Origin of the sequence: uncultured Corynebacterium sp. (assembly GCF_947253065.1) — a bacterium.
Lineage (GTDB): Bacteria > Actinomycetota > Actinomycetes > Mycobacteriales > Mycobacteriaceae > Corynebacterium.
On the sequence record NZ_CAMXWS010000016.1, the window covers coordinates 13,938 to 37,000 of the forward strand.

Here is a 23,063-nt window from a genome sequence, read left to right on the forward strand (position 1 = left end):
CAGGTGGGGTTAAACTACTTTTTGAAGCGGCACGCGTACCTAGACACGTGTGCCGCTTCGTTCTTACCTTCTCGTGCTGCACAGTCTCACGCTCACCCCACTAGGGGCACTTTGGTTACACATTACCTCAATGCCCCGGAGCCAAGACACCGCATCTCTACAGTCGGTACGGGCTGGTTCTAGTGGCCGGCGCCGAGGCGGCCGGACAGTCGGTCGAGCCGGTCCTGGCTGGGGCCATCGAGGCCGATGATGGAGACGGTCTTGCCTTTGCCCTGGAACTTCTGGGTGATCGCATCCAGGGTGGCCACCGTCGAGGCGTCCCAGATCTCCGCGGCGGTTAGATCAATAACGATGTGGGTAGCCGAATCGGTGTAATCGAACTGGTAGACCAGGTCATTGCTTGAAGCCCAGAACAACTGACCATGCACCCGGTAGGTCCGCGTATCGATCTTCCCGTCATGGTTGGTGTCGAGTTCGGAGACCTTCTCGATAGAGACGATATGGGCCACCCTGCGGGCGAACATGATCATCGCAGTGAGCACGCCCAGCACCACGCCGATGGCCAGGTTGTGGGTGGCCAGGGTGGCGATGATGGTCACGGCCATGACAATGGTTTCGCTCACCGGCATGAGCTTCAGGGTGCGTGGATGCACGGAGTGCCAGTCGATCGTGCCGACCGAGACCATGATCATGATCGCGACCAGTGCGGCCATGGGGATCATGCCGACAATATCGCCCAGGGCCAGGACGAGGATGAGCAGGAAGACACCCGAGAGCAGGGTGGATAGTCGGGTCCGGGCGCCGGATTCGCGGACGTTGATCATGGTCTGGCCGATCATCGCGCAGCCACCCATGCCACCGAAGAAGCCGGAGGCGATATTCGCGACCCCCTGGCCAAGGCTTTCGCGGGTCTTATCGGAGTGGGTGTCGGTGAGGTCATCGACGAGCTTGGCGGTCATCAACGATTCCATGAGCCCGACGATGGCCATAGCCAGGGCATAAGGGGCAATGATCTGGAGGGTCTCCCACGTCCACGGCACGTTCGGGATGAATAGTACGGGCAGCGACTCAGGCATCTGGCCCATGTCCGAGACCGTCGGGACGGTGAAGCCGCCAACAATGACCAGGCCGGTGACCACGATAATCGTGATCAGCGGGGCTGGGATTACGCTGGTGAGCTTGGGGAAGAAGATCATGATCAACACACCCAGGCCCACCAAGGGATAGACCATCCAGGGCACGTCGATCAGGTGCTCGAGCTGGGCAGTGAAGATCATGATGCCCAGGGCGTTGACGAAGCCGAGCATCACCGACCGGGAGATGAACCGTTGGAGCTTCGCCACGCCGAGGGCGCCGAGCACGATTTGCAGGACACCGCCCAGCAGGACTGTGGCGATGAAGTAGTCCATCCCGTAATCACGGGCCACGGGGCCGATGACCAGGGCGATCGCACCGGTGGCGGCGGTGATCATCGCCGGGCGGCCACCGGTAAACGCGATCGCAATCGCCATGATCACCGAGGAGAACAAGCCGACGGCCGGGTCGACGCCGGCAAGGATGGAAAAGGCGATGGCCTCAGGGATCAGGGCCAGGGACACCGCCAGGCCAGCCAGGACCTCTGTGCGGATCCGGGCCGGAGAGGAAAACGCGTAACGGAAAGAGGCAATGACCCCGGTAGGGGCGTGTGTCTCCTCCGGGGAGGGGACAGAGCGCGGAGCCACCGTGCTAGCTTCAGTCATGAATATCCAATCGTGAGGGATTGCGTACCTGGGCGAACGCCCGAAAGAAATCCAACCCTCTAGTAACTTTAGGGTTGGGGATGGTGGTTACCGTAGCCGGGGTTTTACTTAACCGTCAACGCAGCCGCAGCGACCCATGAGCGACATCACCATGGAGGAGGACAGGTAGTGGAAGACAGTGGTTGCAAGATCGGTGAAGTCGTCGAGCGGACGGGACTGTCGATTCCCACCCTGCGTCACTATGATCACGTCGGCCTGATTACGCCGTCGGAGCGCAGTCCCGGCGGGTTTAGGCTCTACAGCGAGGCCGATATACGTCGGGTCTTACTGGTGCGACGAATGAAACCGCTGGGATTCACCCTGGATCAGATGCGGGAGTTCCTTGAGGCTGCAGAGATCCTCGAAGCCGCAGGCGACCGACAGGATAACAGCGCCACGCAGCAGGAGCGAGACCATGCCGAGGCCACCCTCGCCAGCATTCGCGAGGAGACGCGCACCCGCTACGAAAAGCTACGCAAACAGATCTCCTATGCCGAGGAATTCCTCGACCTAGTCAATACCCTGGACTCCTAAGCCCTCCCCCAATTTCACAGGGAAAAGGGGCCAGCCTGTCGGACACACTCCGTCGAGTCGCGTTCCAGATGAAGTGGAGAACGCGCGCGGCCTGTCCGGAGTAAATGGCGATAGTGCAGACGAATTCTGACATCTATGCAAACGTCTTCTGACTCCGACACCTTCCGGTGGGGATGGAGAACCGGGAAATGTCACTTATCTCGTCACTCAATCTAAGTATCGGAAACGGAAGCTTAGCCGTTGCTTGACGGGGTGGCTGTCGTCTCGTCCGCCCCCGTTGAAGACAAACAACGAGCCTCGCCCCATGGCATAGCCTGAGGGGGTGCTGTACGCCTTCATCGATGAGTCCGAACATAGAGACTTTCGACCGGGATGCTCAGCGCCGTCGCTACAGCCGTCTTTACAACCACAGAGCCCTCACCATCGGGTATCTCCTAGAGTGCGTCAACGACTTCACACGGAGGGAGGGTGACCAAACCCTCGCTTTCCTCGACGACCACTACACCGCGCCTGAAGGCCGCAAGGAGTTCATCCACTACAAGTCCCAGGGAACCTTCGGATACAAGAGCTCGAAGCGCCTACACATCGACGAACGGGACTTTTGCGACTCTAGGTCGATGCTTGGTCTGCAAGCTGCCGACCTCTGCACCTACGCCTACCAACGAACAGTGACTGCGCGTGACGCGGACCCTCGAGCCGTCGCCTTACAAAAACAACCTGTGGCAAGCCTCCGACATCGCAAGCAAGGGTCGGCAAAGAACCTGGCCCGTCCACCCCTAACCCCAGAAGCACGTAACCCCCGCACGTGGCGGGGGTCCGGCGATGTGGGGTTGTCCACGGAGGACAATCTCTACACTCCTGAATTTAGCCACCCAGCAGACACATGGTCAATCCCCCACGCTCAATTTCGAACCACAGATGACGTAGATTACCAGCATCTTCTGGCCAGATTTCCAACCCGAGCACTTCCACTTAATGCGCTTCACTTTCCCTCTAAGAGCGGCTAATACTTAGACACTTTTAGACACTTGGGACCAAAGCAAGTAAGCCCCAGGCCATTCACCTGGGGCTTACGTGGAGCTGGAGACGAGACTTGAACTCGCAACCTACGGTTTACAAGACCGTTGCGCTACCGATTGCGCCACTCCAGCACTGCGCGAAATCATACAAGGACAATCACCCTTGCGACAAAAGGGGCCTTATCCTCGCGCAGAGAAGCCCTGCCAGTTAGTGTGGCGGTGTGGCAACGGTGTTCAAAAATATGCGTGATTCGATGCGCACCACTAACCCGGTGGCAACCATCGACCAGGCGCGCACGTCTCCACCCCCGTCAGTCCTGGCGCCTGTCGACCTGACAGACCCGACCCAGGTCGCGGCGGTGATGACGATTGGCGCGCGCGTCGGCGAAATCCTCATTGCTAATGGCACGACTAGTTCGGATGCGAAGGCACAGATTCACGCCGTCACGTCCTCTTATGGTCTGCACTACTGCCATGTGGACATCACCATGAACACCATCACGATCAACTCTGTGATCGGCACCGTGCGCAAGCAGCCGCTGGGCGTGTTCCGTGTGGTCACGAACATGTCGGAGAATTACTCCAAGCTGCAGGAAGTTGACCGGTTGATCCGTTCGATCCGTGCCGGTGCGACTCCGCCGGAGATCGCCGAGAAGATCCTCGATGATCTTGATGCGGCGCCGCCGCCGTACCCACAGTGGGTGTCGGTGGCCGGCTGGTCGCTGATGGGTGCTGCCGTTTCTATTCTGCTCGGCGGTGACTGGTTGATGTCACTGCTGGGCGCGGTGACTGCGGCGCTGATCATCAGTATCAACACGTGGATGGGCAAGAAAGAGCTGCCGTACTTCTACCACTGCGTGGTCGGTGGATTCATGGCCACGGTGCCGGCGGCGCTGTTCTATTCGCTGGCCACCCGAGCAGGAACGTCGATCGTGCCCAGCCAGGTCATCGCTACCGGCATCGTCGTTTTGCTGGCTGGTTTGACGCTTGTCCAATCACTCCAGGACGGTGTGACGGGTTCACCGGTGACGGCCAGTGGTCGTTTTTTCCAGGCAATCCTGTTCACTGGTGCGATCATCGCCGGTGTGGCTGGGGGTATCCAGGTCGCGGACTTGCTCGGTGCAGGCTTGCCCCCGATTGAGACGCAGCCGCCGACCCCGTCGTATCAGTCCGCGATTGTCCGCAGCATGGGTGGTGTCTTCGCTGCTGCTGGCTTCGCGTTGGCGGTGTACGCGGAGATTCCCGCGATCGTCGCTACGGCTGCGACTGCCTTCTTGGGCGGCTTCACCTATTACGCGGTGCTCATTCCGTTCGGTTCTGGCCGATTGTTTGCCACCACGCTGTGTGCGGTCATGGTTGGTCTTGCTGGTGGTTTGATCGCTCGTCGTTATTTGATCGCGCCGCTGATCGTGGAAGTTGCCGGTGTCACACCTTTCTTGCCGGGCTCTGGCGTGTACCGCGGCATGTACGCCCTGCTCAATGACCAGACCGTGTTGGGCTTGAACAATATCTTCATCGCGGTGAGCACCTGTATGGCGTTGGCCGGTGGTGTGGTGCTCGGCGAGTGGATCGCACGTCGCATCCGCCGCCCGCAGATGTTCAACCCCTACCGCGCTTTCCGTGCTGCCGGCCGCATCACCTTCCAGCAGATTCAGCGCGCTGAACAGGCAGCTGTACGTCGCCGCGCCGAGCAGGTTGCCCGCAACCAGGCCAAGAAACAGGCCGCTTCGAAGCAGGCCCCGAACAAGCCGGCGAAGAAGCAACAACCGAAAAAGAACCTACTGGCAAAGAAGCACCCAGCCACCCCGCCCAGTACAAACGGCAATGGCGTAGAATAAACGGGTCAAAACTGTTCACCGTCAGGCAAGACCCTCAGGAGGTTTTTCGTGCCCCCAAAGATCACCGACAGCCGCCCCAATCCGGATGCCGCCGTCCACACGGTCGAGGAGCAGACTGCTTCCGGCGCGCGCCGGATCGTGGCCACCTACGCGGACGATCTTGTCGACGGTGTAACGCTCATGTGCATGCTCGGCATCGAGCCCGAGGGCTTGGTATTCAAGCAGTTCGCTGAAGACTTCGACGCCGAGATCGTTGAGTCCACCGAAGAGGGCAAGGCCGCAAAGAAGACGACCAAGAAGTCCAGCAAGAAGGCCACGAAGAAGGCAGCGAAGAAGTCCGCCAAGAAGACGGCGAAGAAGGCTGCCAAGAAGTCGACGAAGAAGACGACCAAGAAGACAGCTAAGAAGACCACGAAGAAGGCTGCCAAGAAAACGGCTAAGAAGACCACGAAGAAGACGGCCAAGAAAGCTACCAAGTAGTTAGACAACGATGCGGGATAACCAGTTCGTCGTTGTTGCCAACCGTCTGCCGGTCGACCATGTCGACGGGAAGTGGGTGGCATCCCCTGGCGGGCTCGTCGCGGCACTCGCCCCGGTTCTGCGCGCCAATAAGGGCTGCTGGGTGGGTTGGCCCGGCGAGCCCGATGCGGTGTTTGAGCCGTTTGATAATGACGGCATCACGCTTCATCCAGTCAAGCTGGACAGTGAGGACTTCCACCAGTTCTACGAAGGTTTTTCCAATTCGACTTTGTGGCCGCTGTACCACGATCTGATTGTCACGCCGGCCTATCATCGCTCCTGGTGGCAGCGGTACCGCTCGGTGAATGAGAAATTCGCTCGCGCGGCAGCCGAGGTCGCTGCCGAAGGCGCGACTGTGTGGGTGCAGGACTATCAGCTCCAGCTGGTGCCCGGCATGCTGCGTGAGTTGCGTCCAGATGTGACCATCGGTTTCTTCCTGCACATTCCTTTCCCCAGCCCGGACCTCTTCCGGCAGTTGCCGTGGCGTGCGGAAGTACTCCGCGGGCTTCAGGGCGCCGATTTGATCGGTTTCCAGCGCACACGCGACGAGCAGAATTTCCGCGACCTCGCAAAAACAAGCAGCTTATCGACGCCACGTACCGGCACCTTCCCCATCTCCATCGACTCTGCTGAATTCGGCCCGGCGGCCCCGAAAGAAGTCGCGAAGGTGCGCGAATCCGTGGGCAACCCGACAACCCTCATGCTCGGTGTTGACCGTCTCGATTACACCAAGGGCATCCTGCAGCGTCTCACCGCCATCGAGGAACTCTTGGCGGAAGGACGTCTCGATTCTGTGGCGATGATTCAGGTGGCCACGCCGTCACGGGAGCGCATCGCTAGCTACAAGGAGACTCGCGCGGGCGTTGAAGAAGCAGTCGGGCGCATCAATGGTCGCTATGGCGAACTGGGCAAGCCAGTCGTCCATTACGAGCACCACTCGGTACCCAAATCCCAACTGCGGAACTACTACGCAGCCGCCGACATCATGCTGGTCACCCCGTTCAAGGACGGCATGAACCTCGTGGCTAAGGAGTACGTCGCCTGCCACCCAGAAGGTGACGGCGCACTCGTGCTCTCCGAATTCGCCGGTGCGGCAGTCGAGCTGAACCAGGCTCACCTGTGCAACCCATTTGATGTGGAATCAGTGAAGGAAGCGATTGTGGGGGCCGTCGATAAGCAAGGCTCTCAGGCTGCGCGCGATGCGATGCTGGCGATGCACGCGCACGTCGCGGAACATGACGTCGCCCGCTGGGCTGATTCATTCCTTTCAGCATTGCGGGAGGTCGAACGATGAAACGCGCACTCGGATTGCTTTGCTTATTGCCGCTAGCTGCATGTTCCGCCGAGCCGAATCACGTCCTCGCGAACCGCACCTGGGAAGTCACCGCGATCTACTCCGACCCCGACACCCCAGGCGCAGTGCCCAGCGATGCGGCTGGCCGCGCGCTCATCGTCTTCGGCGCCGAATCCCTCAATGCCCGCACCGCGTGCGCCCCGCTTCAGGCAGGTGCCGAAATCAACGACGGGCAACTCACCCTCAAAGGCGTCCGCGTCGGCGACGTCCGCGAAGACTGCATCGGCGGTTCCCGACGCGTCCACGAACAGCTCACTGGGCTGCTCACCGAAGGCGCCGAATTCGATATCAAGCACCTCACTGATGACGTGATCACGCTCAAATTGCGTGACGACGCCCTCGACCGCCCCACCATCAAACTCGTCGCCCAATGACACTTCCCAACCCCCACACAGCTCTCGACCGGCTCGCCGCCGCTGAATCCTTGCTCGTCTGTTTGGATTTCGACGGCACCATCTGTGAACTCACCCCCGACGCATACGCTGTGGTCCCCGACCCGCACGCGATCACCGCACTGAAAACGCTCGCCGGGCTGAAACGCACCGACGTGGCGATCCTTTCCGGCCGGCACCTGGACGGCCTGCGCAAGGTATGCCCACTCGGCCCGCCAGTTACGCTCGTCGGCTCGCACGGTGCTGAACCCGCCAGCGGTGGCCCCGCGCTCAGTGCTGAGGACCGTGCGTACCTCGACCACATTCAGGCCGAACTCGAGGGACTTATCCGCGACGCTGATGCCTCCCCGGCTTTCGTGGAAACCAAACCCTACCAGCGCGTCCTGCACGTCGCTGCGCTCGCTGAGACCGACCCTGACAAGGCCGCTATGCTCCTCGAGCAAGCACTCGCTCTACCTCGCCACGGACGGTCGGTCACACCGGGCAATAATGTCGTGGAATTCTCCGCCACCGACATCACGAAGGGCGCTTGGCTCGCCGCTGAAAAGACCCGCTATGCCACCACCGTGTTCGCAGGTGATGACGTGACCGATGAAACAGCCCTTGGTGTGCTGGACAGCAGCAACGACATCGGTATTAAGGTCCGGCCAGCTGCTGCAACTATTGAGACCGCTGCGAATTACCAGCTCAGCTCGGTTGAATCGGTCGCAACCTTCCTCACTGAGCTCGCGGCGGCGCGACAGGCGGCGCAATAGTTGTTCCCGGGCGGAATTCCGTGGGCAAGATGACCCGCTCCGGCGCGTCGTGCGGGGTGGGGGTTTCGGCGACGGCGGCGTCGATGAGCTTTGTTAGCACTTGGCCCACTGCCTCTCCCTTGCGCTTATTGGGTTGCACGACGGTGCTCAGGCCACAGCTGAGTGCTTGTTCAACGCCATCGAAACCGGTGACCGAAATATCTTCCGGAACGCGCAGGCCAGCGCTTTCGCAATAATCCAGCACGCCCAAAGCCATGGAATCCGTTGTGCACAACACAGCAGTGAGGTCGGGGGCGAGGGTGAAAATCTCCTTGGCTGCGTCGATGGCTGAATCGTGGTCGTTGAAGTGCCGCGTCACAATCGGCACGTCAGCAAGGCCCGCCTCCGCGAAGACCTCGAGCGCGCCCTGGATGCGCCCACGCTGCACGTGCATGTCTGCGCCAGCGACCTCATCGGGGGTCACCGCGCCCTCGCGTGATTCATCGCTGAATAGTCGCTTGCCTACAATCCCCACGCGCTTGTGCCCCGCCTCGATCAGCGCGCGTGCCGCGGGCTTGATCGCCTCCGCATCATCAATACCGACGTATGCAGTACCTTCGCTGCCGACAGGATACGGCTGGTCGCACACCACCACGGGCACACCGCGAGCAAGGACCGCGTCCAAATTCGGTTCGGATTGGGGGACGGAGTAGACCACGAAGGCGTCGACAAGCGCGGCCCCGATCAACGGACTGATCCCCGCACCCTGACTGGGGCCCAGCGGAATCAGCGTCAACGCCTTGCCCGCGCCCGCTGAGCTCTCACTCAAACCTGCCAAGAAATCTATCGACGCCTGATCCTCAAACGCATACCCCAAATGCTCCGTCAAAATCACCCCGACAGCCCCCGCCTGCCGAGTCCGCAAACTCCGCGCCGTCGGATCCGGCCCCGTATAACCACGCGCCCGCGCCACCACGAAAATCCGCTCCCGCAACTCCGGGGACAGCTGATCAGGGTGGTTGTACGCATTCGACACCGTCGTCCGCGACACCCCCACCTCCGCCGCGATCGATGCCAGCGTGCCACGTCTTTGCGTCATGTGGCTACTCTATACAGCGTGATTGTGAACCGCCGCACCATCGAGCACGACGGCATGCAGCGCCGCTTCACTGAAGTGCTCCCCGACACCCCCGCCCCCGACGCGCCCGTGATCCTTTTCCTGCACGGTTCGCTCCAATCCGGCAGCGTCGCCCGCCGGTTCACCGGCAACACCTTCGACGCGCTCGCCGACCGCGGCTGCACCGTCATCTACCCCGACGGCGTAGACAGGCACTTCAATGACCACCGCGTTGGCTTCCAGGAAAAAGCACGCCAATTGCTTATCGACGACACCTCCTTCCTCTCCTCCCTCATCCCCCGCTCGCATGGCCCCGTCATTGGCTGCGGGTTTTCCAATGGTGGCGCCATGATCCAGCGCTTCGCTCTCGAACGCCCTGGTGTGCTGGACGGCATCGCCTGCTTCGGTTCCGCGTGGCCCACTGACGACAACCTGCTGCCCGAAATCGCCGCGCTGATTCCCAACTGGGCCCCCACCCCCGTCCTCTGCGTCCAGGGCACCGCTGACCCGCTCGTCCCGTACGAAGGTGGCAGCTCCGGTATCGGCGACGCCAACCGTGGAACCGCCCGCTCTGCTATCGATTCCGCTCGCTATTTCGCGCAGCTCAACGGGCTGAATCCTGCGCACCACACCTCAGCATCCCTCTCCGATGGCGGCGTGCGTGTCGACCGTTTCGGCCCTGGCGTGCCCGGCTCCCCCGCCCTCGCTGATCCCAACCGCGCCGAATCCGCCGGCACCCCTCAGCAGTCCGCGCCGGTTGAATTATGGTCCATCGAAGGCATGGGCCATCTTGTTCCCAGCCCCAAGAAGCTCGACGAGAAAATCGGGCCGGGGACGGACAAGGTGGTGGGGGCGGATCTGGTGGCGAATTTCTTCTCGCTTTAGCGCGCTCTCGCACCAGATCGAGAACCTACAGCGTGCGACCTATTTTTGGGTATTGGCGACGGCAGTATCAATAAGTTCCTTGAAACGCGGCGCCGCCCAACGGACGGTCAGCGGGTTGATGATGGAGGACGCAGTGACCAACGACTGGTCGGTCGCGGCGATCTCGGCTCCCTTCTCCACAGCTTTGATTCGAGAATACACCGGGTCTTTGTGCATTTCTTCGCGGTTAGCTTCGTCAGCATAGAAGGTGAAGATGAGATCAGAGCTGTTGAGCGCGTCGGCGTTCTCCTTGGAAATCTCGGCAGAATCGGTGCCCGGAACTTCTGGGAACTGCTTGTACACATCGTCGACCTTGAGGCCCAGGTTTGAAACAAATGCCACGCGCTGCTCCCCGGGTAGGAAGATGCCCAGGTTCTGAGGACCGTCGTTGTAGATATAGCTGAATGTGTAATTCTCGTACTCGGCTTCGGCGTTTTCCTCGAACGCCGCCTGAACATCGTCTTTTACCGCCTGCGCTTTCTCTGGCTCTCCGAGAGCCTTAGCGATGACGTCGACCTGCTGCTCCCACGTGATCTTCCACGGTTCCTTCTCATATGCCACAGTCGGCGCGATCTTAGACAGCTGGTCGTATTGCTCCTGGGTGATGCCCGACCACGGCGCGAGAATGACGTCGGGTTTATATCCGAGGATCTCTTCGACGCTCAACGCATCGTCGCCTTCGAATTGTTGGGGCAGCTCGTCGTCGCGTTCTTCCACGGCCTCTTTGATCCATGGCAGGTATCCAGACTCGTCTGACCCCCAAGCGTAAGACTGGATCGCGACTGGGGTGTGCCCCATCGCAATCGCGATCTCCGCGGAGCCCTGACCGATCGTGACAATGCGCTCCGGCTTCTCTTTGATCTCGGCCGCACCCAACGCGTGCTCAATGGTGACTGGCTGGAAATCGCCTGCGGCGGATGGCGCAGAAGCACCTGGCACAGAGCTGGGTTCCGAATTTCCAGCCGTCTCGGTGTCTGCGGTGCAGGCGGTTAAAGCAGCTGAGGTCGCACAGACGACGGCTAGCAGGGCAAAGGGTTTCATTGCGGATCCTTCTATCATCCAATAGTTCGTTCGGTCAGGCTATCCTAACTGAACAATCCTCGTCTACACTACGTCTCATGACTACAGCGACGCGCACGCCTGCTCCGAGCCGTAGCCAGCACGTACCTAGCAAAATCGGTGCTCTCGCAGGTTTTCTCGCTTTGCTCGCAGTCGGTTTCATGCTCAGTCTCGCGGTTGGCTCGCGAAACATTCCGCTTCTCGACGTCTGGCACGCCCTCACCAACATCTCCACCCTGCGCCAGAATCTGGATTCGATCCCGCAGGACGAGCTCACCATCGCAGCACTCCGATTCCCGCGAACGCTGCTGGCCATCCTCGTTGGCACTGCCCTTGGAGTGGCGGGAGCCCTCATCCAGGGGCACACCCGCAACCCTTTGGCTGACCCCGGAATTCTTGGAGTCTCAGCCGGCGCAGCGTTGGCGGTCGTGCTTTCCTCCGTATTTCTCGGCGTCACCAGCGTGTCCGGTTCCGCTATGGCAGCATTCATCGGCGCTGGGGTGGCAACGCTTGTTGTCTTCTCTCTCGCTTCTGTCGGGAACGGCCATGTCAACCCACTCAACCTCGTGCTCGGAGGTGCAGCATTGTCCGCTGTCATGGGCGCGGTAACCACCACTTTCGTGCTTATCGACGAAAGGTCCCTCGACCAAATGCGTTTCTGGAACGCCGGTTCCGTAGCCGGCCGCGACCTCGACGTCTTCTGGGGTGTGCTGCCCTTTGTTGGACTCGGCCTACTCTTGGCGTTCGCGTCAGCGCCGGGACTGAACTTGCTCACTATGGGCGAAGATGTTGCTGGCTCTCTCGGCGTGAACGTGCAGCGAAGCCGAATGACGGGAATGACACTCATTGCTCTCCTTGCCGGCGCGGCGACAGCCGCCGCGGGCCCGATCGGCTTCCTGGCTCTTGTCGTCCCGCACATCGCCCGCGCGATCTGCGGGCCGGACTACCGCTGGATTCTTCCGTTGTCTGGAGTTATCGGAGCGAATCTCCTCGTGTACGCCGATATCGTCGGTCGCCTGATTGCCAGGCCGGCAGAGGTCCAGGTGGGAATCGTGCTCGCGTTCATCGGCGCCCCCTTCTTCATCTGGATGATGTACAAAAACCGGGTGATCTCGCTGTGACGGTGGGGGACGTGCGGGCGTCGATAAGCGTATGCGGGATGAGCGCGGTGTGGCGGCCTCGGCCGCTTCTTGCCACGCTCTCTCTCGCTCTCGTTGTTCTTTGCCTGTTCGCAGCAGCCCTCGCAGCCGGCGACTACACGCTCCCGCTGCCAACAATCGGCCAGGTGCTTCTCGGCGGAGGCAACGAAACTGACAGGCTAGTCGTGCTCGAGTGGCGCATGCCACGCGCCGCCACTGCCGTGGGTGTGGGGGCCGCACTGGGGCTCTCGGGCGCATTGCTGCAGTCCGTGACACGGAACCCGCTGGCCAGCCCGGATATTTTGGGCATTACGATGGGCGCCTCCGCTGCCGCGGTGACCGTCATCGCTGTAGGAACGGGAGGGGCAAGCGTAGTCACGTCTTGGCTAGGAGGTCTCGGCGTATCGGCAGCAGCGGGGGTGGGCGCGCTCGCATCCGCCCTGGTGATCTGGCTGTTGGCGCTCCGACGGAAGGCGGATTCTTTCCGCCTTGTGCTTTTCGGAGTGATCATCAACGCGCTGCTCCAGTCGTACGTGAACTACCTACTGATCAGAGCAGATCTCCGTGACGCACAAACCGCGAGCTACTGGCTCACCGGCTCCCTCAACGCGGCGAACTGGCAGACAGCAGTTCCTGTTTTCGTGCTGCTCGCGGTGTTTGCGCCGCTGCTGGCCTGGATCAGCTTCCAATTCAAAGCCACCGAGCTTGGCCCGGACGTCGCTGCAAGCTTGGGGCAGAATCCGCGGTCCATCCAATTCGTTTTCGTGGCCGCTTCTGCGCTGCTCGCAGCGATGGCGGTCGCAGCAGCCGGCCCGATCGGGTTCGTGGCGTTCGTAGCGCCGCAGGTGGCTCTTCGGCTGTGCGGGGTCTCCGCGCCTCCACTCGCCGCGTCGGCATTGAGCGGAGCGTCGCTCGTAGTGGCATCCGACCTAGTTACCACCCATGCTCTGCCTGTCGCACTCCCGGTGGGCCTGCTCACCTCAGTGCTCGGCGGCAGCTTCCTTGTTTACTTGCTCATCCAAACCAATCGGAGGAATTCGATCTGATGGACGGCCTCTCAGTGCAGAACCTGCACGTGTCCTATGGCGCGAAAACAGTGATAGACGGCCTCAATGTTGGGATACCCGCGGGCAAGGTGACCACAGTCATCGGACCGAACGGCTGCGGCAAGTCGACAATGCTCAAGGCAGTGGGGCAACTGATCGAATCATCGGGGCAGATTCTTCTCGACGGCACAGACATTCGTTCCTTATCCCGCAAGAAACTAGCGACCCGCCTGGCGATGCTGCCTCAGAGCCCCGTATCACCGGAAGGGTTACTGGTCAAAGACTTAGTCGGACGCGGACGCCACCCACACCAGTCCTGGTTCAAGCAGTGGTCATCGACCGACCAAGATGCCGTCGCCGAAGCTCTCGCCCAAACTGGGTCAGTCGAGCTCGCCGACCGCGCCGTTCATGAACTATCCGGTGGACAGCGCCAACGGGTGTGGATCTCCATGGTTCTCGCGCAGAGAACTCCAGTCATGTTCCTGGATGAGCCGACCACCTACCTGGACTTATCCGCCTCCATCGACGTTCTCAACCTCGTGCGGCGGCTCAACAGCGAGCTCGGACGTACCGTCGTCATGGTTCTCCACGACCTCAACCTCGCTGCACGCTACTCGGACCACCTTCTCGTGCTCCGTGACGGCACGCTCAAAGCCGAGGGTCCTCCGGCAGATGTAATCACTTCCCCACTCCTCCGCGAAGTCTTCGACTTAGAGGCGCTTGTGGAGGAAGACCCCGCTGTCGGCGGGCCGCTCATCATCCCTGCGGCTCCGGAGAAGGAGTGACGCGTGGCTACCTATCCTTCAGCGGCCTTCACTGACCGCTTCATTAATAACGTTCCCACCCGCGACGGCGCCGAAGTCTTCACCGCCGAGGTCACCGCCAATAATCAGATCGCGCCGCACGTGCGTGAAGTCACGTTCTACGCACCCGAGCTTTCCAGTTTCCGGGTGACCGGGCCCGATGAATTTTTCGGTTTGCTCATGCCACAGCACGGTCAGAAATATTCCCCCATTCCTCCCCGCACTACAGCGAATATCCGTGGGCATGTCGCATCGCTCCCCGACGAGACCCGCCCGGATTTGCGCTGGTACACAATCCGCCATCTGAACTGGCACGACAGCACCTTGTCCACGCAGATTGCCACGCATGGGGTACGCGACGCCACCAAGGCCTCCGGCCCGGGCCTGCGCTGGGCACTTTCTGCAAAACCCGGTGACAGGGTGGGAATCGTGGCTGCGAACGGACTATGGCACCGCCCTTCCTGTGCTCCTTTCAAGCGAGCGGAGCCGCAACTTCTCATCGGCGATGCTACTTCGGCGCCCTCCATCCTGGGCATCTTAGAGTTCCTCGAGGAATTCCACCCGGAAGAGTTGTCTCAGACTCATGTTGTGGTGGTCTCGGAGTCCGCGGACGACCACTCGCCGGAGCTCCGCTACTGGCAATCGCGCGTGGCCAGCATGGACAATGTCTACGCCGACTATTGCGACCACGTTTCAGCTCTTCTGCATTGCCTCATGTGCAAGCACCGCGTCGAGCAAACGCTTAACGATGTCCGCTACATCTACGCTTGCTGCGAATCCGCGTTGGCAAAACAAGCGCGGACCTTCGCCAAAGAAGAACTGGGATTGAACTCTAAGAATATCTTCTGGAGTCCCTTCTGGATCCAGGGCCGCGCCCGGCCTTAAAGGATTAAGCGTCCCTTCTCATTGCGTGCGTCGCTGACGCGCGAACTCGCTGAGCACCACGCCCGCTGCGACGGAAGCATTGAGGGATTCGACCCAGTCCTCGGTGGGGATGGACATGATGACGTCGCAATTCTCGCGCACGAGGCGCGAAATGCCCTTGCCTTCAGAGCCCACCACGATGACCACCGGGTCCGTCGCCGCGTGGAAGGTATCCAGGGTGTGCTCGCCACCCGCATCCAAGCCAACGACCATGTAGCCGTTGTCCTTGAACTGCTTGATCGTGCGGGTGATATTCGTCGCGCGGGCCACCGGCAGACGTGCGGCGGTACCAGCGGAAGTACGCCACGCAACCCCCGTGACCTGCGCCGAACGACGCTCCGGAATGATCACGCCGTGGCCCCCAAATGCGGCCGTAGAGCGGATCACCGCGCCCAAGTTGCGCGGGTCGGTGATGTTGTCCAACACGACGAACATGCCGGTCTGGCCACGTTCGTTGACCTGTGCAATGAGGTCGAAAACATCAGCGTATTTGTACGGCTGAATCTTCAGACCAATGCCCTGGTGCATGCCATTGCCGGTCATGTTGTCCAGTTCCCGGCGCGGCACCTCGTGGACCGGGATGTGGCGGGTGTTGGCGATCAAGACGGCTTCGCTCAAGCGATCGTCGTGGCCGGTGCCCTGTGCAACGATGAGTGCCTCCGCCGGCACCTTTGCCTGCAAGCACTCAATGACCGGGTTACGGCCGACAACGAGGTCCGCCTGCTCACGTTCGTGACGGCCCTGATCACGACGCTGGCGCTCCAACTTCCGCTTGTGCGCGGAGTGGTACACGCGGTCCTCAGCCTTCGGCGTCGGCCCCTTGCCAGCGAGACCACGGCGACGCTGGCCACCAGACCCCTTCGTGGAACCCTTCTTGTTTTTCTTCTGCTTATCGGGGCGCTCGTACGGTTTAGCCATTTTCAGATTCTCCTTCGGCTGAAGATTGCTCATGCTGATCGAGCGCGCTAGCAAAGTTTTCTAGCTCACGAACGGTTCCAAGCTCGCTGCGAAGTAGTCTGGCGAATTCACTGCTTAGGTTCGGTTGATGCGCAGAAACTGTGATATCTGCAAGGAATCCTGGACGGACTCGCGAAGGTGCTTCAACAGCGAACACGATTACATAAAACTCTTGGCGAGTTTTGTCGTACTTCAGCTCGGCAATCAACTGATCAGGATGCAAACCTTCTTTAGGGATTTTGTAATTTAAGGTTGGCCCGACAGTGACCTCCGACCTTTGAAGATCCAAGGTAGTGGCCCATTCTTCGATTGCGTTACCGAAAAATGACAGTAACTGATCGAGCAAATCACTGCCTCTGGACACGCTCAATATGCTTTCGTACGTACTTGAGTTTGCTGACATGGTTAGGCCCTCCGGCTCTAGAGCTGCCTGGAGGATTAATCCCGTCGAGCTGCCCGAGAGATGTGCTTCGGACCCCTCTTTAGTATCCGCAACGACTAGCCCGACCGCTTCGAGAACCAACCTTCCTACATCTGCGGAGACATAATCCTTACTCCGTTTGGACACATATCGGCGCAAAAGTTCTCTATTGACGAGCATCTTGTTCGCGCTGCGAAGGGCTTCAGCAGCACCGGAGTCACCGGCGGTGGTGCTGGACCACTCTCCCGGGTCGATGCCCAGCACGGAAGCCATTGCGCGGACGGAGGCGGCGAGGGTGCGGGCGGTGGAGGTGTCGCCGTCGGCAAGCGCTTTATTGCCTGCGCGGACGGTGTTGTGAATCTCGGCCAAAGCCTTGGGCACGCCGAAGTCCTCGTTCATCGCGTCGGCGAAGGCGGGGGTCCACTCGCCGCGCTCGACGGGCTCGCTGCCAGAAACGCGGGCAACGAAATCCTCGATGCGACGGTAGCCACCCGCGGCTTCCTGCAGCGCAGCCGGCGAGTACTCGAGCACGCTGCGGTAGTGCGCGGAACCGAGGTAGTAGCGCAGCTCAACCGGACGGACATCCTCGAGCATGTTGTCGATGGACAGGACATTGCCCAGCGACTTAGACATCTTCTCACCGGCCATGGTGACCCAGTGGTTGTGCATCCAGTAGCGGGCAAACCCGTCACCAGCTGCGTGGGACTGGGCCTGCTCGTTCTCGTGGTGCGGGAACTGCAGGTCGAGCCCGCCGCCGTGGATATCGAAGGTGCCGCCGAGGTACCACGTCGACATCGCCGAGCACTCCAAGTGCCAGCCGGGACGGCCATCGCCCCACGGGGTGGGCCAGCTCGGCTCGCCGGGCTTCGCGGCCTTCCACAGCGCGAAGTCGTGCGGGCCGCGCTTACCGCGGCTGTCGCTTTCGCCCTGCTCCATTTCCTCAACGCGATTGCCGGACAGGGAGCCGTAGTCAGAATCTTCCGCAGCAACCCACGCAGCCACGTCGAAGTAGACGGAGCCATCGGCGGCGTAGGCGAAGCCTGCGTCGATAAGCCGCTTCATATAGTCGACCATCTGGGTGACGAACCCGGTCGCGCGCGGCTCGACGCTCGGCGGCAAAACACCCAGCGTGTTGTACGCGCGCGTGAATTCACGCTCATAGGTGGACACCCACTCCCACCAGGGGCGACCGTTATCGGCGGCCTTGGTGAGAATCTTGTCATCAATGTCCGTCACGTTGCGCACGAACGCCACATCCTGGCCATTCGCGAGAAACCAGCGGCGCACAATATCGAATGCCACACCCGATCGCAGGTGCCCGATGTGCGGCGAAGACTGCGGCGTCGCACCACACACATACATCGAGACATGTCCAGGTTGGACAGGCTCAAAATCACGGAGAGTGCGGGTCGCGGTATCGAAAATGCGTTGAGTCACGCGCCCCAGTTTAGCTACCGCTTATCCACGAGCGCCGTCGCCACGGCCGCCCTTCCCTCGCCCGATCCGGTAAAGCCCATGTGGTCAGTCGTCGTCGCACTGATCGACACCGGCGCACCGAGCGCCTCCGACAGCACCCGCTCCGCTTCCTCGCGCACAGGCCCCATCTTCGGTGTCTGCGCAATCAACTGCGCCGAGACGTTGACTACCTCAAAGCCATGCTTATCGACGAACCCCTTAAGCTCCCCCAGCAACTTCGCCCCCGTCACGCCCTCATATTCCGGGCGACCAACACCGACGAAGCTGCCCAGATCCCCCAGACCCGTTGCCGAGAGCACCGCATCGACGATCGCGTGGGACACCACATCCCCATCCGAGTGACCCTCGCAGCCCGGGGTGTCCTCAAAGAGCAGACCGGCGATCCAGCACGGCTTGCCCTCCTCAATCTGGTGGGCATCAAACGCAGTTCCAACGCGCAAAGAAGTCATATTCCCCGACTGTACTACCCCTTCCAGCCTGCTAGAATGACCACAGCGAAAGGAGGCCGCCCCATGAAGGACTCACTCTCTCACACGCGTAGCACCGAAGATCATCGCACCGAAGACCAAAAGGTGGCCGCCGTCGACGCCTCCATGACAATGGCTGGGCAGCCCCTGTCACCCGAGACAGAGCACCAAGGTCGCCGAATCCTTCGCGGCGAGCTCACCGGGGACCAAGCAGTCCTCGCCTACCTCGAAGCTCACGGACTCAGTGACACACCGCGAGCCCATGAACTTCGCCGCCGAATCGCTGCGAGCGCCTAAATAATGGCTAACCAGCCAAACTCAGCACCCGAGAACCACTTCGGCATCACAGACGCACGCGAGCTCGATGAAATCGCCGGCGAATTAACCGCCCTCCGCCTATTCGAACTCGAATATGGCAAACCTCTTACGACATTCACCCGCGAAGATCTCTGTTGGGTACACCGCTACCTGCTTCAAGACGTCTTCCCTTGGGCCGGTCACATCCGCACTGAAGAGGTCAGCGCTATGGGAATGCCGATGTGTCGCGCACGATTCGTCAACCGGGAACTCGATCGCGTTATTCGAGATATCGACGCCAGCGCCAGTGCCCCACAAAGTGACACGCACACTGAAGATCCGACTACAGCAACAGACGCAATCGCCACGGTCGCTGACCACTGGTGCGAGCTCACACTCGTCCATCCTTTCCGTGATGGCAACTCGCGGACCCAACGCTTCTTCTTCGACCAGCTCTTACGTTCATTGGGTTGGGGTATCGATTGGACCATTATCGACGCCAATGAAGTCCACGCCGCTCGCTACGTCGGCGCAGCTACGACAGACTCTTCTTTTCTTGCCGAGGTCCTGCTGCCCGGCGTGAAGCCGATGGGGAGTATCACACAAGGTGCACTCACTCTTACTGAAGGCTCACGGCAACCACATGCGGCAGCTGACATCTTCCGAGCGATGATGGCCCAAAAGCGAGCCAACCCCGGCCGCCCCTGGAAGGGCTAGCTAACAAACTGTTCCGTTCTAGCTGCCCGGAACCTCGAAGACCGTGGGCTCCGCCTCATCCGTGATGCGCTCTGCCAAAACCAGATCAATCGGGGTGGTGATCTTGAACGCCATTGGATCTCCCTGCACCGTGGTCACCGGGACGCCAAACCACTCCATGAGGCTTGCATCGTCAGTGGCGGTGAAGCCTGCTGCAGCCGAGCCGACCTGCGCGAAGTATTTCTCATTCGCGGCGCGCAAGGTAGCAAGATCGAAACCCTGCGGGGTCTGCACAGCACGCAGTGTCGCGCGGTCGGGGGTGTTGAGAACAGTGGCGCCATCGCCCGTGACGCGCTTGATCGTGTCCGCCACCGGCAAAACAGGCACAACTGCTGGCGAACCATCCAGAACCGCGCGTGCCACGCGGGCAATCATCCCGGGTGGGGTGAGTGCGCGGGCGGCGTCGTGGATGAGAACGGTGGCGTCGACAAGCGAAAGTGCTTTGAGCCCCTCCCACACGGAGTCCGCACGCTCGCCGGCGCCGTGAATGAACTGCACGTCGTGGCCGCGCAACAGCTTGCGCGCGAGCGGCTCCATGTCCGGGCTGACGATCACGCCGATATGGTCGACGATCTCGGACGTTTCCATCGCGGTGACCGAACGCTCCAAAAGCGAACGGCCACGCAGCTGCACGTACGCCTTCGGGATGTCTGCGCCAAGCCGCGTGCCGCGACCCGCAGCGGCGACTAGTGCGACTACCGGAGCTTTAGTCCTCGCTGTCATCGTCGTCGAAGCTGAGGTCATCCAAATCGACGTCATCCTCAGAATCGAAATCCTCGCTCGGCTTCGCCACCAGCCCCTGCTCCACGTGGCGAGCAATCACAGCCTGGATTTCCTTCTCCATGCCGTCGGCCTTCTTCTCATCCACCGGCTCCGCGAGAGCGAGCTCGCCGACCAGAATCTGGCGGGCCTTACCCAACATGCGCTTCTCACCAGCAGACAAGCCGCGCCCCTGGTCACGGCGCCACAAATCACGCACAACCTCAGCGACCTTATTGATGTCGCCCGAAGCCAGACGCTCCTGGTTCGCCTTGTAGCGACGAGACCAGTTGCCGGCCTCCTCAACATCCGTCTCCCGGAGAACCGAGAAGACCTTCCGCAGGCCTTCCTCGCCCACGACGTCACGGACGCCGACCAGCTCAGCATTCTTGATCGGCACACGCACCGAAAGATCAGACTGCAGGATATTCAGGACTAGGAAGTCAAGCTCCTCCCCGCCCATCTCACGCTTTTCAATGTCGGCGATACGGGCCGCACCGTGGTGCGGGTAGACGACCACTTCTCCGACCGTGAAATCCATGAAATCTCCTCTTTCGGGGGTTCAAACTAACGTGATGATTCTAGCACCTGCACTCTTCTCCCCGCCGGGCCACCGCCCACAGCCCACCTCCGACACCCCTCGCGCCGAACGGAAGGGAACCGGTTACCCCCGGATGACCCCCATTTTGGAGTGCAGTATGTCTCGCGCAAATACCTAAACTGTGTATTAGGACTGCCGAAAGGCTAAGGTGAGTCGTTGATACGCCTTAAAGAACTCTCTATGGAGGACATCGACGTGAAGTCCCTGAAGTCGGTCGCACGCCGCGGTGGCGCTGTTTCTGTCGCCGCCGCATCCGCATTGCTGCTCGCCGCTTGCTCGGCAGGCCAGATCACCCAGACCTCTTCCCAGGTCGCCGCCGTCAACGGTGCTAGCGCCCAGACTGAGGACGGCTCTGTGACCGTCCGGGACGTCACCGTCATCCTCGACGACAACGGCCAGGCAGCCCTGAAGTTCACCGCTTCGAACCAGGACTACGAGATGCGCGAGCACCAGCTGCAGTCCGTCGAAGTCGACGGCCAGTCGGTCCAGCTCCAGTCCGTGGACCCGATGCCGTACAACACCACCATCGTGGGCGATTCCGCTGACAACCTGGACAGGATCCCGCAGTCGGATGACAAGAAGATCCAGTACACCGAGACTCAGCTCAGCAACCGCGACTTCGCGTACGGCGGCAACCTGCCGGTCACGTTCACTTTCGACTCCGGCAAGATCGAAACTGTGGCAACGATCGCTGCACCGCACCGTGAGTCCGGTCAGGAAGCCCGCGAAAACTAAGCATTAGCCGCGCCGGAACGCGATGAAGAAACGTACTGTCCATACGTGTTCCGAGTGCGGCTATTCCTCGCCGAAATGGCTCGGGCGCTGCCCGGAATGTGGGGCGTGGGGCACTCTTCAAGAGCAAGCCTCCGCCCCTTCTGCGTCCTCTAAACGCACAGCAACCAGCGGTCTGACGCCGACGAGTGCCGCGCAGCCAATCACAAAAATCACCGCTAGCGCTGCTTATCGACGTCCCTCCGGCATCTCCGAACTCGACCGCGTCCTCGGCGGCGGCGTGGTCCCCGGATCAGTTGTCCTGCTCTCTGGCGAGCCGGGCGTGGGTAAGTCGACGTTGCTGCTTGAGGTAGCTAGCCGCTGGGCTGCTGAAGCGAACGATGACGGCACTAGCCGCACTGCCCTGTACGTCACCGCAGAGGAATCCGCCGCCCAAGTTCGTGGCCGTGCGGAGCGCACTGGTGGGCTCAATGAGAATCTCTACCTGGCTGCAGAATCGAATCTAGATGTGGTTTTCGGCCACGTCGACCAGGTGAAACCCAGCTTGCTCATCGTTGACTCGGTGCAGACCATGCAGGCACCCGGCGTGGAAGGCGTCGCCGGTGGTGTCGCACAATCACGCGCGGTCACGGCAGCTCTGACCACGCTGGCAAAGACGACGAACTTGCCGATCCTGCTCGTCGGCCACGTGACCAAAGACGGCAATGTCGCAGGCCCCCGCGTTCTCGAACACCTCGTCGACGTGGTGCTGACTTTTGAGGGCGACCGTCAAACCAGCCTGCGCATGCTGCGCGGAATGAAGAACCGCTTCGGTGCCACCGACGAGGTCGGCTGCTTCGAGCAAACCTCCGACGGCATCCGCGAAGTCCCCGACCCGTCCGGCTTATTCCTTTCCCACCGCGGCCAAACTCCGGATGGCTCGGCAGTCACCGTGGCGATGGACGGCGTCCGCCCCATCCTCGCCGAAGTCCAAGCGCTGACCGTCGACCCGGTGAACAAATCGCCGCGTCGCGTCGTCACCGGCCTGGACTTCAACCGTGTGCCCATGGTCCTCGCGGTCCTCCAAGCACGCTGCGGGGAGCGCACGAACGACAAGGACGCATACGTCGCCACCGTCGGCGGAATGCGCATCACAGAAACGGCAACGGACTTGGCGGTAGCTCTCGCGACCTGGTCAAGCCTGCACAACCAGCCACTGCCACCCAAGACGGTCGTGATCGGCGAGGTCGGTCTCGCAGGCGAGTTGCGCCGCGTCCCTAACCTCGACCGACGCCTCGCGGAAGCAGCGCGCCTCGGCTACGAGAACGCGATCGTTCCGACAGGCAACGGCACAAGCATCCCCGGCATGAAAGTCCAGGGGGTGGGGACGCTGGGGGAGGCGATCGCGTGCGTCGATAAGCGGAAGTAGACTGCGTTT

Annotated in this window: 24 protein-coding genes, 1 tRNA gene and 1 pseudogene; 16 read left to right on the top strand and 10 right to left on the bottom strand. The window is 61.1% G+C overall.

The features are described 5' to 3' along the window. Window positions 1-179 precede the first annotated feature (179 nt). Window positions 180-1,739 (bottom strand): SulP family inorganic anion transporter, encoded by a 1,560-nt coding sequence (locus Q0X21_RS05535; RefSeq protein ID WP_297850825.1) that lies wholly within the window; start codon window positions 1,737-1,739, stop codon window positions 180-182. A gap of 108 nt (window positions 1,740-1,847) precedes the next feature. After that, a complete protein-coding gene (locus Q0X21_RS05540) occupies window positions 1,848-1,988 on the bottom strand; it encodes a hypothetical protein (RefSeq protein ID WP_297850859.1) in 141 nt (46 codons plus the stop codon). Between Q0X21_RS05540 and Q0X21_RS05545 the strand changes: the two genes are divergently transcribed. Both Q0X21_RS05545 and Q0X21_RS10350 read left to right on the top strand, forming a co-directional pair. Next, the gene (locus tag Q0X21_RS05545) at window positions 1,929-2,312 is read left to right on the top strand and encodes a MerR family transcriptional regulator (RefSeq protein WP_297850857.1); all 384 of its coding nucleotides are present in this window, start codon (window positions 1,929-1,931) and stop codon (window positions 2,310-2,312) included. The two genes, Q0X21_RS05540 and Q0X21_RS05545, sit on opposite strands and share 60 nt — an antisense overlap. A 341-nt stretch (window positions 2,313-2,653) precedes the next feature. Continuing rightward, entirely contained in the window at window positions 2,654-3,319 is a 666-nt protein-coding gene (locus tag Q0X21_RS10350; RefSeq protein ID WP_367172740.1) for a DUF3800 domain-containing protein, read from the top strand. Window positions 3,320-3,387: 68 nt separating this feature from the next. On the opposite strand, the gene Q0X21_RS05550 is transcribed toward Q0X21_RS10350, so the two are convergent. Then, a tRNA-Thr gene (locus Q0X21_RS05550) sits at window positions 3,388-3,463 on the bottom strand. 122 nt (window positions 3,464-3,585) lie between these two features. Between Q0X21_RS05550 and Q0X21_RS05555 the strand changes: the two genes are divergently transcribed. Genes Q0X21_RS05555 through otsB form a run of 5 tightly spaced genes read left to right on the top strand, consistent with a single transcriptional unit; the run spans window position 3,586 to window position 8,189 of the window. Beyond that, entirely contained in the window at window positions 3,586-5,169 is a 1,584-nt protein-coding gene (locus tag Q0X21_RS05555) for a threonine/serine exporter ThrE (protein ID WP_297850858.1), read from the top strand. Between the two features lie 48 nt (window positions 5,170-5,217). After that, on the top strand, window positions 5,218-5,649 hold the full coding sequence (locus Q0X21_RS05560) for a histone (RefSeq protein WP_297850826.1): 432 nt from the start codon (window positions 5,218-5,220) through the stop codon (window positions 5,647-5,649). A gap of 10 nt (window positions 5,650-5,659) precedes the next feature. Then, window positions 5,660-6,982 (top strand): trehalose-6-phosphate synthase, encoded by a 1,323-nt coding sequence (locus tag Q0X21_RS05565; protein ID WP_297850828.1) that lies wholly within the window; start codon window positions 5,660-5,662, stop codon window positions 6,980-6,982. Next, window positions 6,979-7,416, top strand: coding sequence for a hypothetical protein (locus Q0X21_RS05570; protein WP_297850829.1), 438 nt, complete (start codon window positions 6,979-6,981; stop codon window positions 7,414-7,416). Before Q0X21_RS05565 ends, Q0X21_RS05570 begins: the two co-directional genes overlap by 4 nt. Continuing rightward, the gene (gene otsB, locus Q0X21_RS05575; RefSeq protein ID WP_297850830.1) at window positions 7,413-8,189 is read left to right on the top strand and encodes a trehalose-phosphatase; all 777 of its coding nucleotides are present in this window, start codon (window positions 7,413-7,415) and stop codon (window positions 8,187-8,189) included. Before Q0X21_RS05570 ends, otsB begins: the two co-directional genes overlap by 4 nt. On the opposite strand, the gene Q0X21_RS05580 is transcribed toward otsB, so the two are convergent. Continuing rightward, entirely contained in the window at window positions 8,152-9,267 is a 1,116-nt protein-coding gene (locus Q0X21_RS05580) for a LacI family DNA-binding transcriptional regulator (protein WP_297850831.1), read from the bottom strand. The two genes, otsB and Q0X21_RS05580, sit on opposite strands and share 38 nt — an antisense overlap. A gap of 18 nt (window positions 9,268-9,285) precedes the next feature. Here Q0X21_RS05580 and Q0X21_RS05585 point away from each other — a divergent pair, with 18 nt between their 5' ends. Then, window positions 9,286-10,170, top strand: a complete 885-nt coding sequence (locus Q0X21_RS05585; RefSeq protein ID WP_297850832.1) for a PHB depolymerase family esterase — start codon at window positions 9,286-9,288, stop codon at window positions 10,168-10,170. 39 nt (window positions 10,171-10,209) lie between these two features. On the opposite strand, the gene Q0X21_RS05590 is transcribed toward Q0X21_RS05585, so the two are convergent. Beyond that, window positions 10,210-11,250 carry an ABC transporter substrate-binding protein gene (locus Q0X21_RS05590; RefSeq protein ID WP_297850833.1) on the bottom strand — a complete coding sequence of 347 codons (1,041 nt, stop codon included), beginning with the start codon at window positions 11,248-11,250 and terminating at the stop codon, window positions 10,210-10,212. 77 nt (window positions 11,251-11,327) lie between these two features. On the opposite strand from Q0X21_RS05590, the gene Q0X21_RS05595 reads away from it, so the two are divergent. Genes Q0X21_RS05595 through Q0X21_RS05610 form a run of 4 tightly spaced genes read left to right on the top strand, consistent with a single transcriptional unit; the run spans window position 11,328 to window position 15,141 of the window. After that, window positions 11,328-12,389 carry an iron ABC transporter permease gene (locus tag Q0X21_RS05595; RefSeq protein ID WP_297850834.1) on the top strand — a complete coding sequence of 354 codons (1,062 nt, stop codon included), beginning with the start codon at window positions 11,328-11,330 and terminating at the stop codon, window positions 12,387-12,389. Then, window positions 12,386-13,453: an iron chelate uptake ABC transporter family permease subunit gene (locus Q0X21_RS05600; RefSeq protein ID WP_297850835.1), complete on the top strand. Its 1,068-nt coding sequence runs from the start codon at window positions 12,386-12,388 to the stop codon at window positions 13,451-13,453. The genes Q0X21_RS05595 and Q0X21_RS05600 overlap by 4 nt, the downstream gene beginning before the upstream one ends. Beyond that, entirely contained in the window at window positions 13,453-14,238 is a 786-nt protein-coding gene (locus tag Q0X21_RS05605) for an ABC transporter ATP-binding protein (RefSeq protein WP_297850836.1), read from the top strand. The genes Q0X21_RS05600 and Q0X21_RS05605 overlap by 1 nt, the downstream gene beginning before the upstream one ends. 3 nt (window positions 14,239-14,241) lie before the next feature. Beyond that, complete coding sequence (locus tag Q0X21_RS05610; protein WP_297850837.1) at window positions 14,242-15,141, top strand: siderophore-interacting protein; 900 nt, start codon at window positions 14,242-14,244, stop codon at window positions 15,139-15,141. An 18-nt stretch (window positions 15,142-15,159) separates the two neighbouring features. On the opposite strand, the gene rlmB is transcribed toward Q0X21_RS05610, so the two are convergent. The 3 genes and pseudogenes from rlmB to ispF all read right to left on the bottom strand — a co-directional run bounded on the left by rlmB (window position 15,160) and on the right by ispF (window position 18,483). Next, entirely contained in the window at window positions 15,160-16,098 is a 939-nt protein-coding gene (gene rlmB, locus Q0X21_RS05615) for a 23S rRNA (guanosine(2251)-2'-O)-methyltransferase RlmB (protein WP_297850838.1), read from the bottom strand. Window positions 16,099-16,612: 514 nt separating this feature from the next. After that, window positions 16,613-17,995 (bottom strand): annotated as a pseudogene (gene cysS, locus Q0X21_RS05620) (cysteine--tRNA ligase); the annotation flags it as partial. A 14-nt stretch (window positions 17,996-18,009) separates the two neighbouring features. Further along, a complete protein-coding gene (ispF, locus tag Q0X21_RS05625; RefSeq protein ID WP_297850839.1) occupies window positions 18,010-18,483 on the bottom strand; it encodes a 2-C-methyl-D-erythritol 2,4-cyclodiphosphate synthase in 474 nt (157 codons plus the stop codon). A 63-nt stretch (window positions 18,484-18,546) separates the two neighbouring features. Here ispF and Q0X21_RS05630 point away from each other — a divergent pair, with 63 nt between their 5' ends. Then, window positions 18,547-18,798: an antitoxin VbhA family protein gene (locus Q0X21_RS05630; protein WP_297850840.1), complete on the top strand. Its 252-nt coding sequence runs from the start codon at window positions 18,547-18,549 to the stop codon at window positions 18,796-18,798. A gap of 3 nt (window positions 18,799-18,801) precedes the next feature. Then, window positions 18,802-19,515, top strand: a complete 714-nt coding sequence (locus Q0X21_RS05635; protein WP_297850841.1) for a Fic family protein — start codon at window positions 18,802-18,804, stop codon at window positions 19,513-19,515. 18 nt (window positions 19,516-19,533) lie between these two features. Here the strand turns inward: Q0X21_RS05635 and ispD are convergent, their stop codons facing one another. Beyond that, a complete protein-coding gene (ispD, locus tag Q0X21_RS05640; RefSeq protein WP_297850842.1) occupies window positions 19,534-20,277 on the bottom strand; it encodes a 2-C-methyl-D-erythritol 4-phosphate cytidylyltransferase in 744 nt (247 codons plus the stop codon). Then, on the bottom strand, window positions 20,261-20,854 hold the full coding sequence (locus Q0X21_RS05645) for a CarD family transcriptional regulator (RefSeq protein ID WP_297850843.1): 594 nt from the start codon (window positions 20,852-20,854) through the stop codon (window positions 20,261-20,263). The genes ispD and Q0X21_RS05645 overlap by 17 nt, the downstream gene beginning before the upstream one ends. Before the next feature lie 240 nt (window positions 20,855-21,094). Between Q0X21_RS05645 and Q0X21_RS05650 the strand changes: the two genes are divergently transcribed. Then, window positions 21,095-21,649, top strand: a complete 555-nt coding sequence (locus Q0X21_RS05650) for a hypothetical protein (RefSeq protein ID WP_297850844.1) — start codon at window positions 21,095-21,097, stop codon at window positions 21,647-21,649. A 22-nt stretch (window positions 21,650-21,671) separates the two neighbouring features. Continuing rightward, a complete protein-coding gene (radA, locus tag Q0X21_RS05655; RefSeq protein WP_297850845.1) occupies window positions 21,672-23,054 on the top strand; it encodes a DNA repair protein RadA in 1,383 nt (460 codons plus the stop codon). Window positions 23,055-23,063 lie beyond the last annotated feature (9 nt).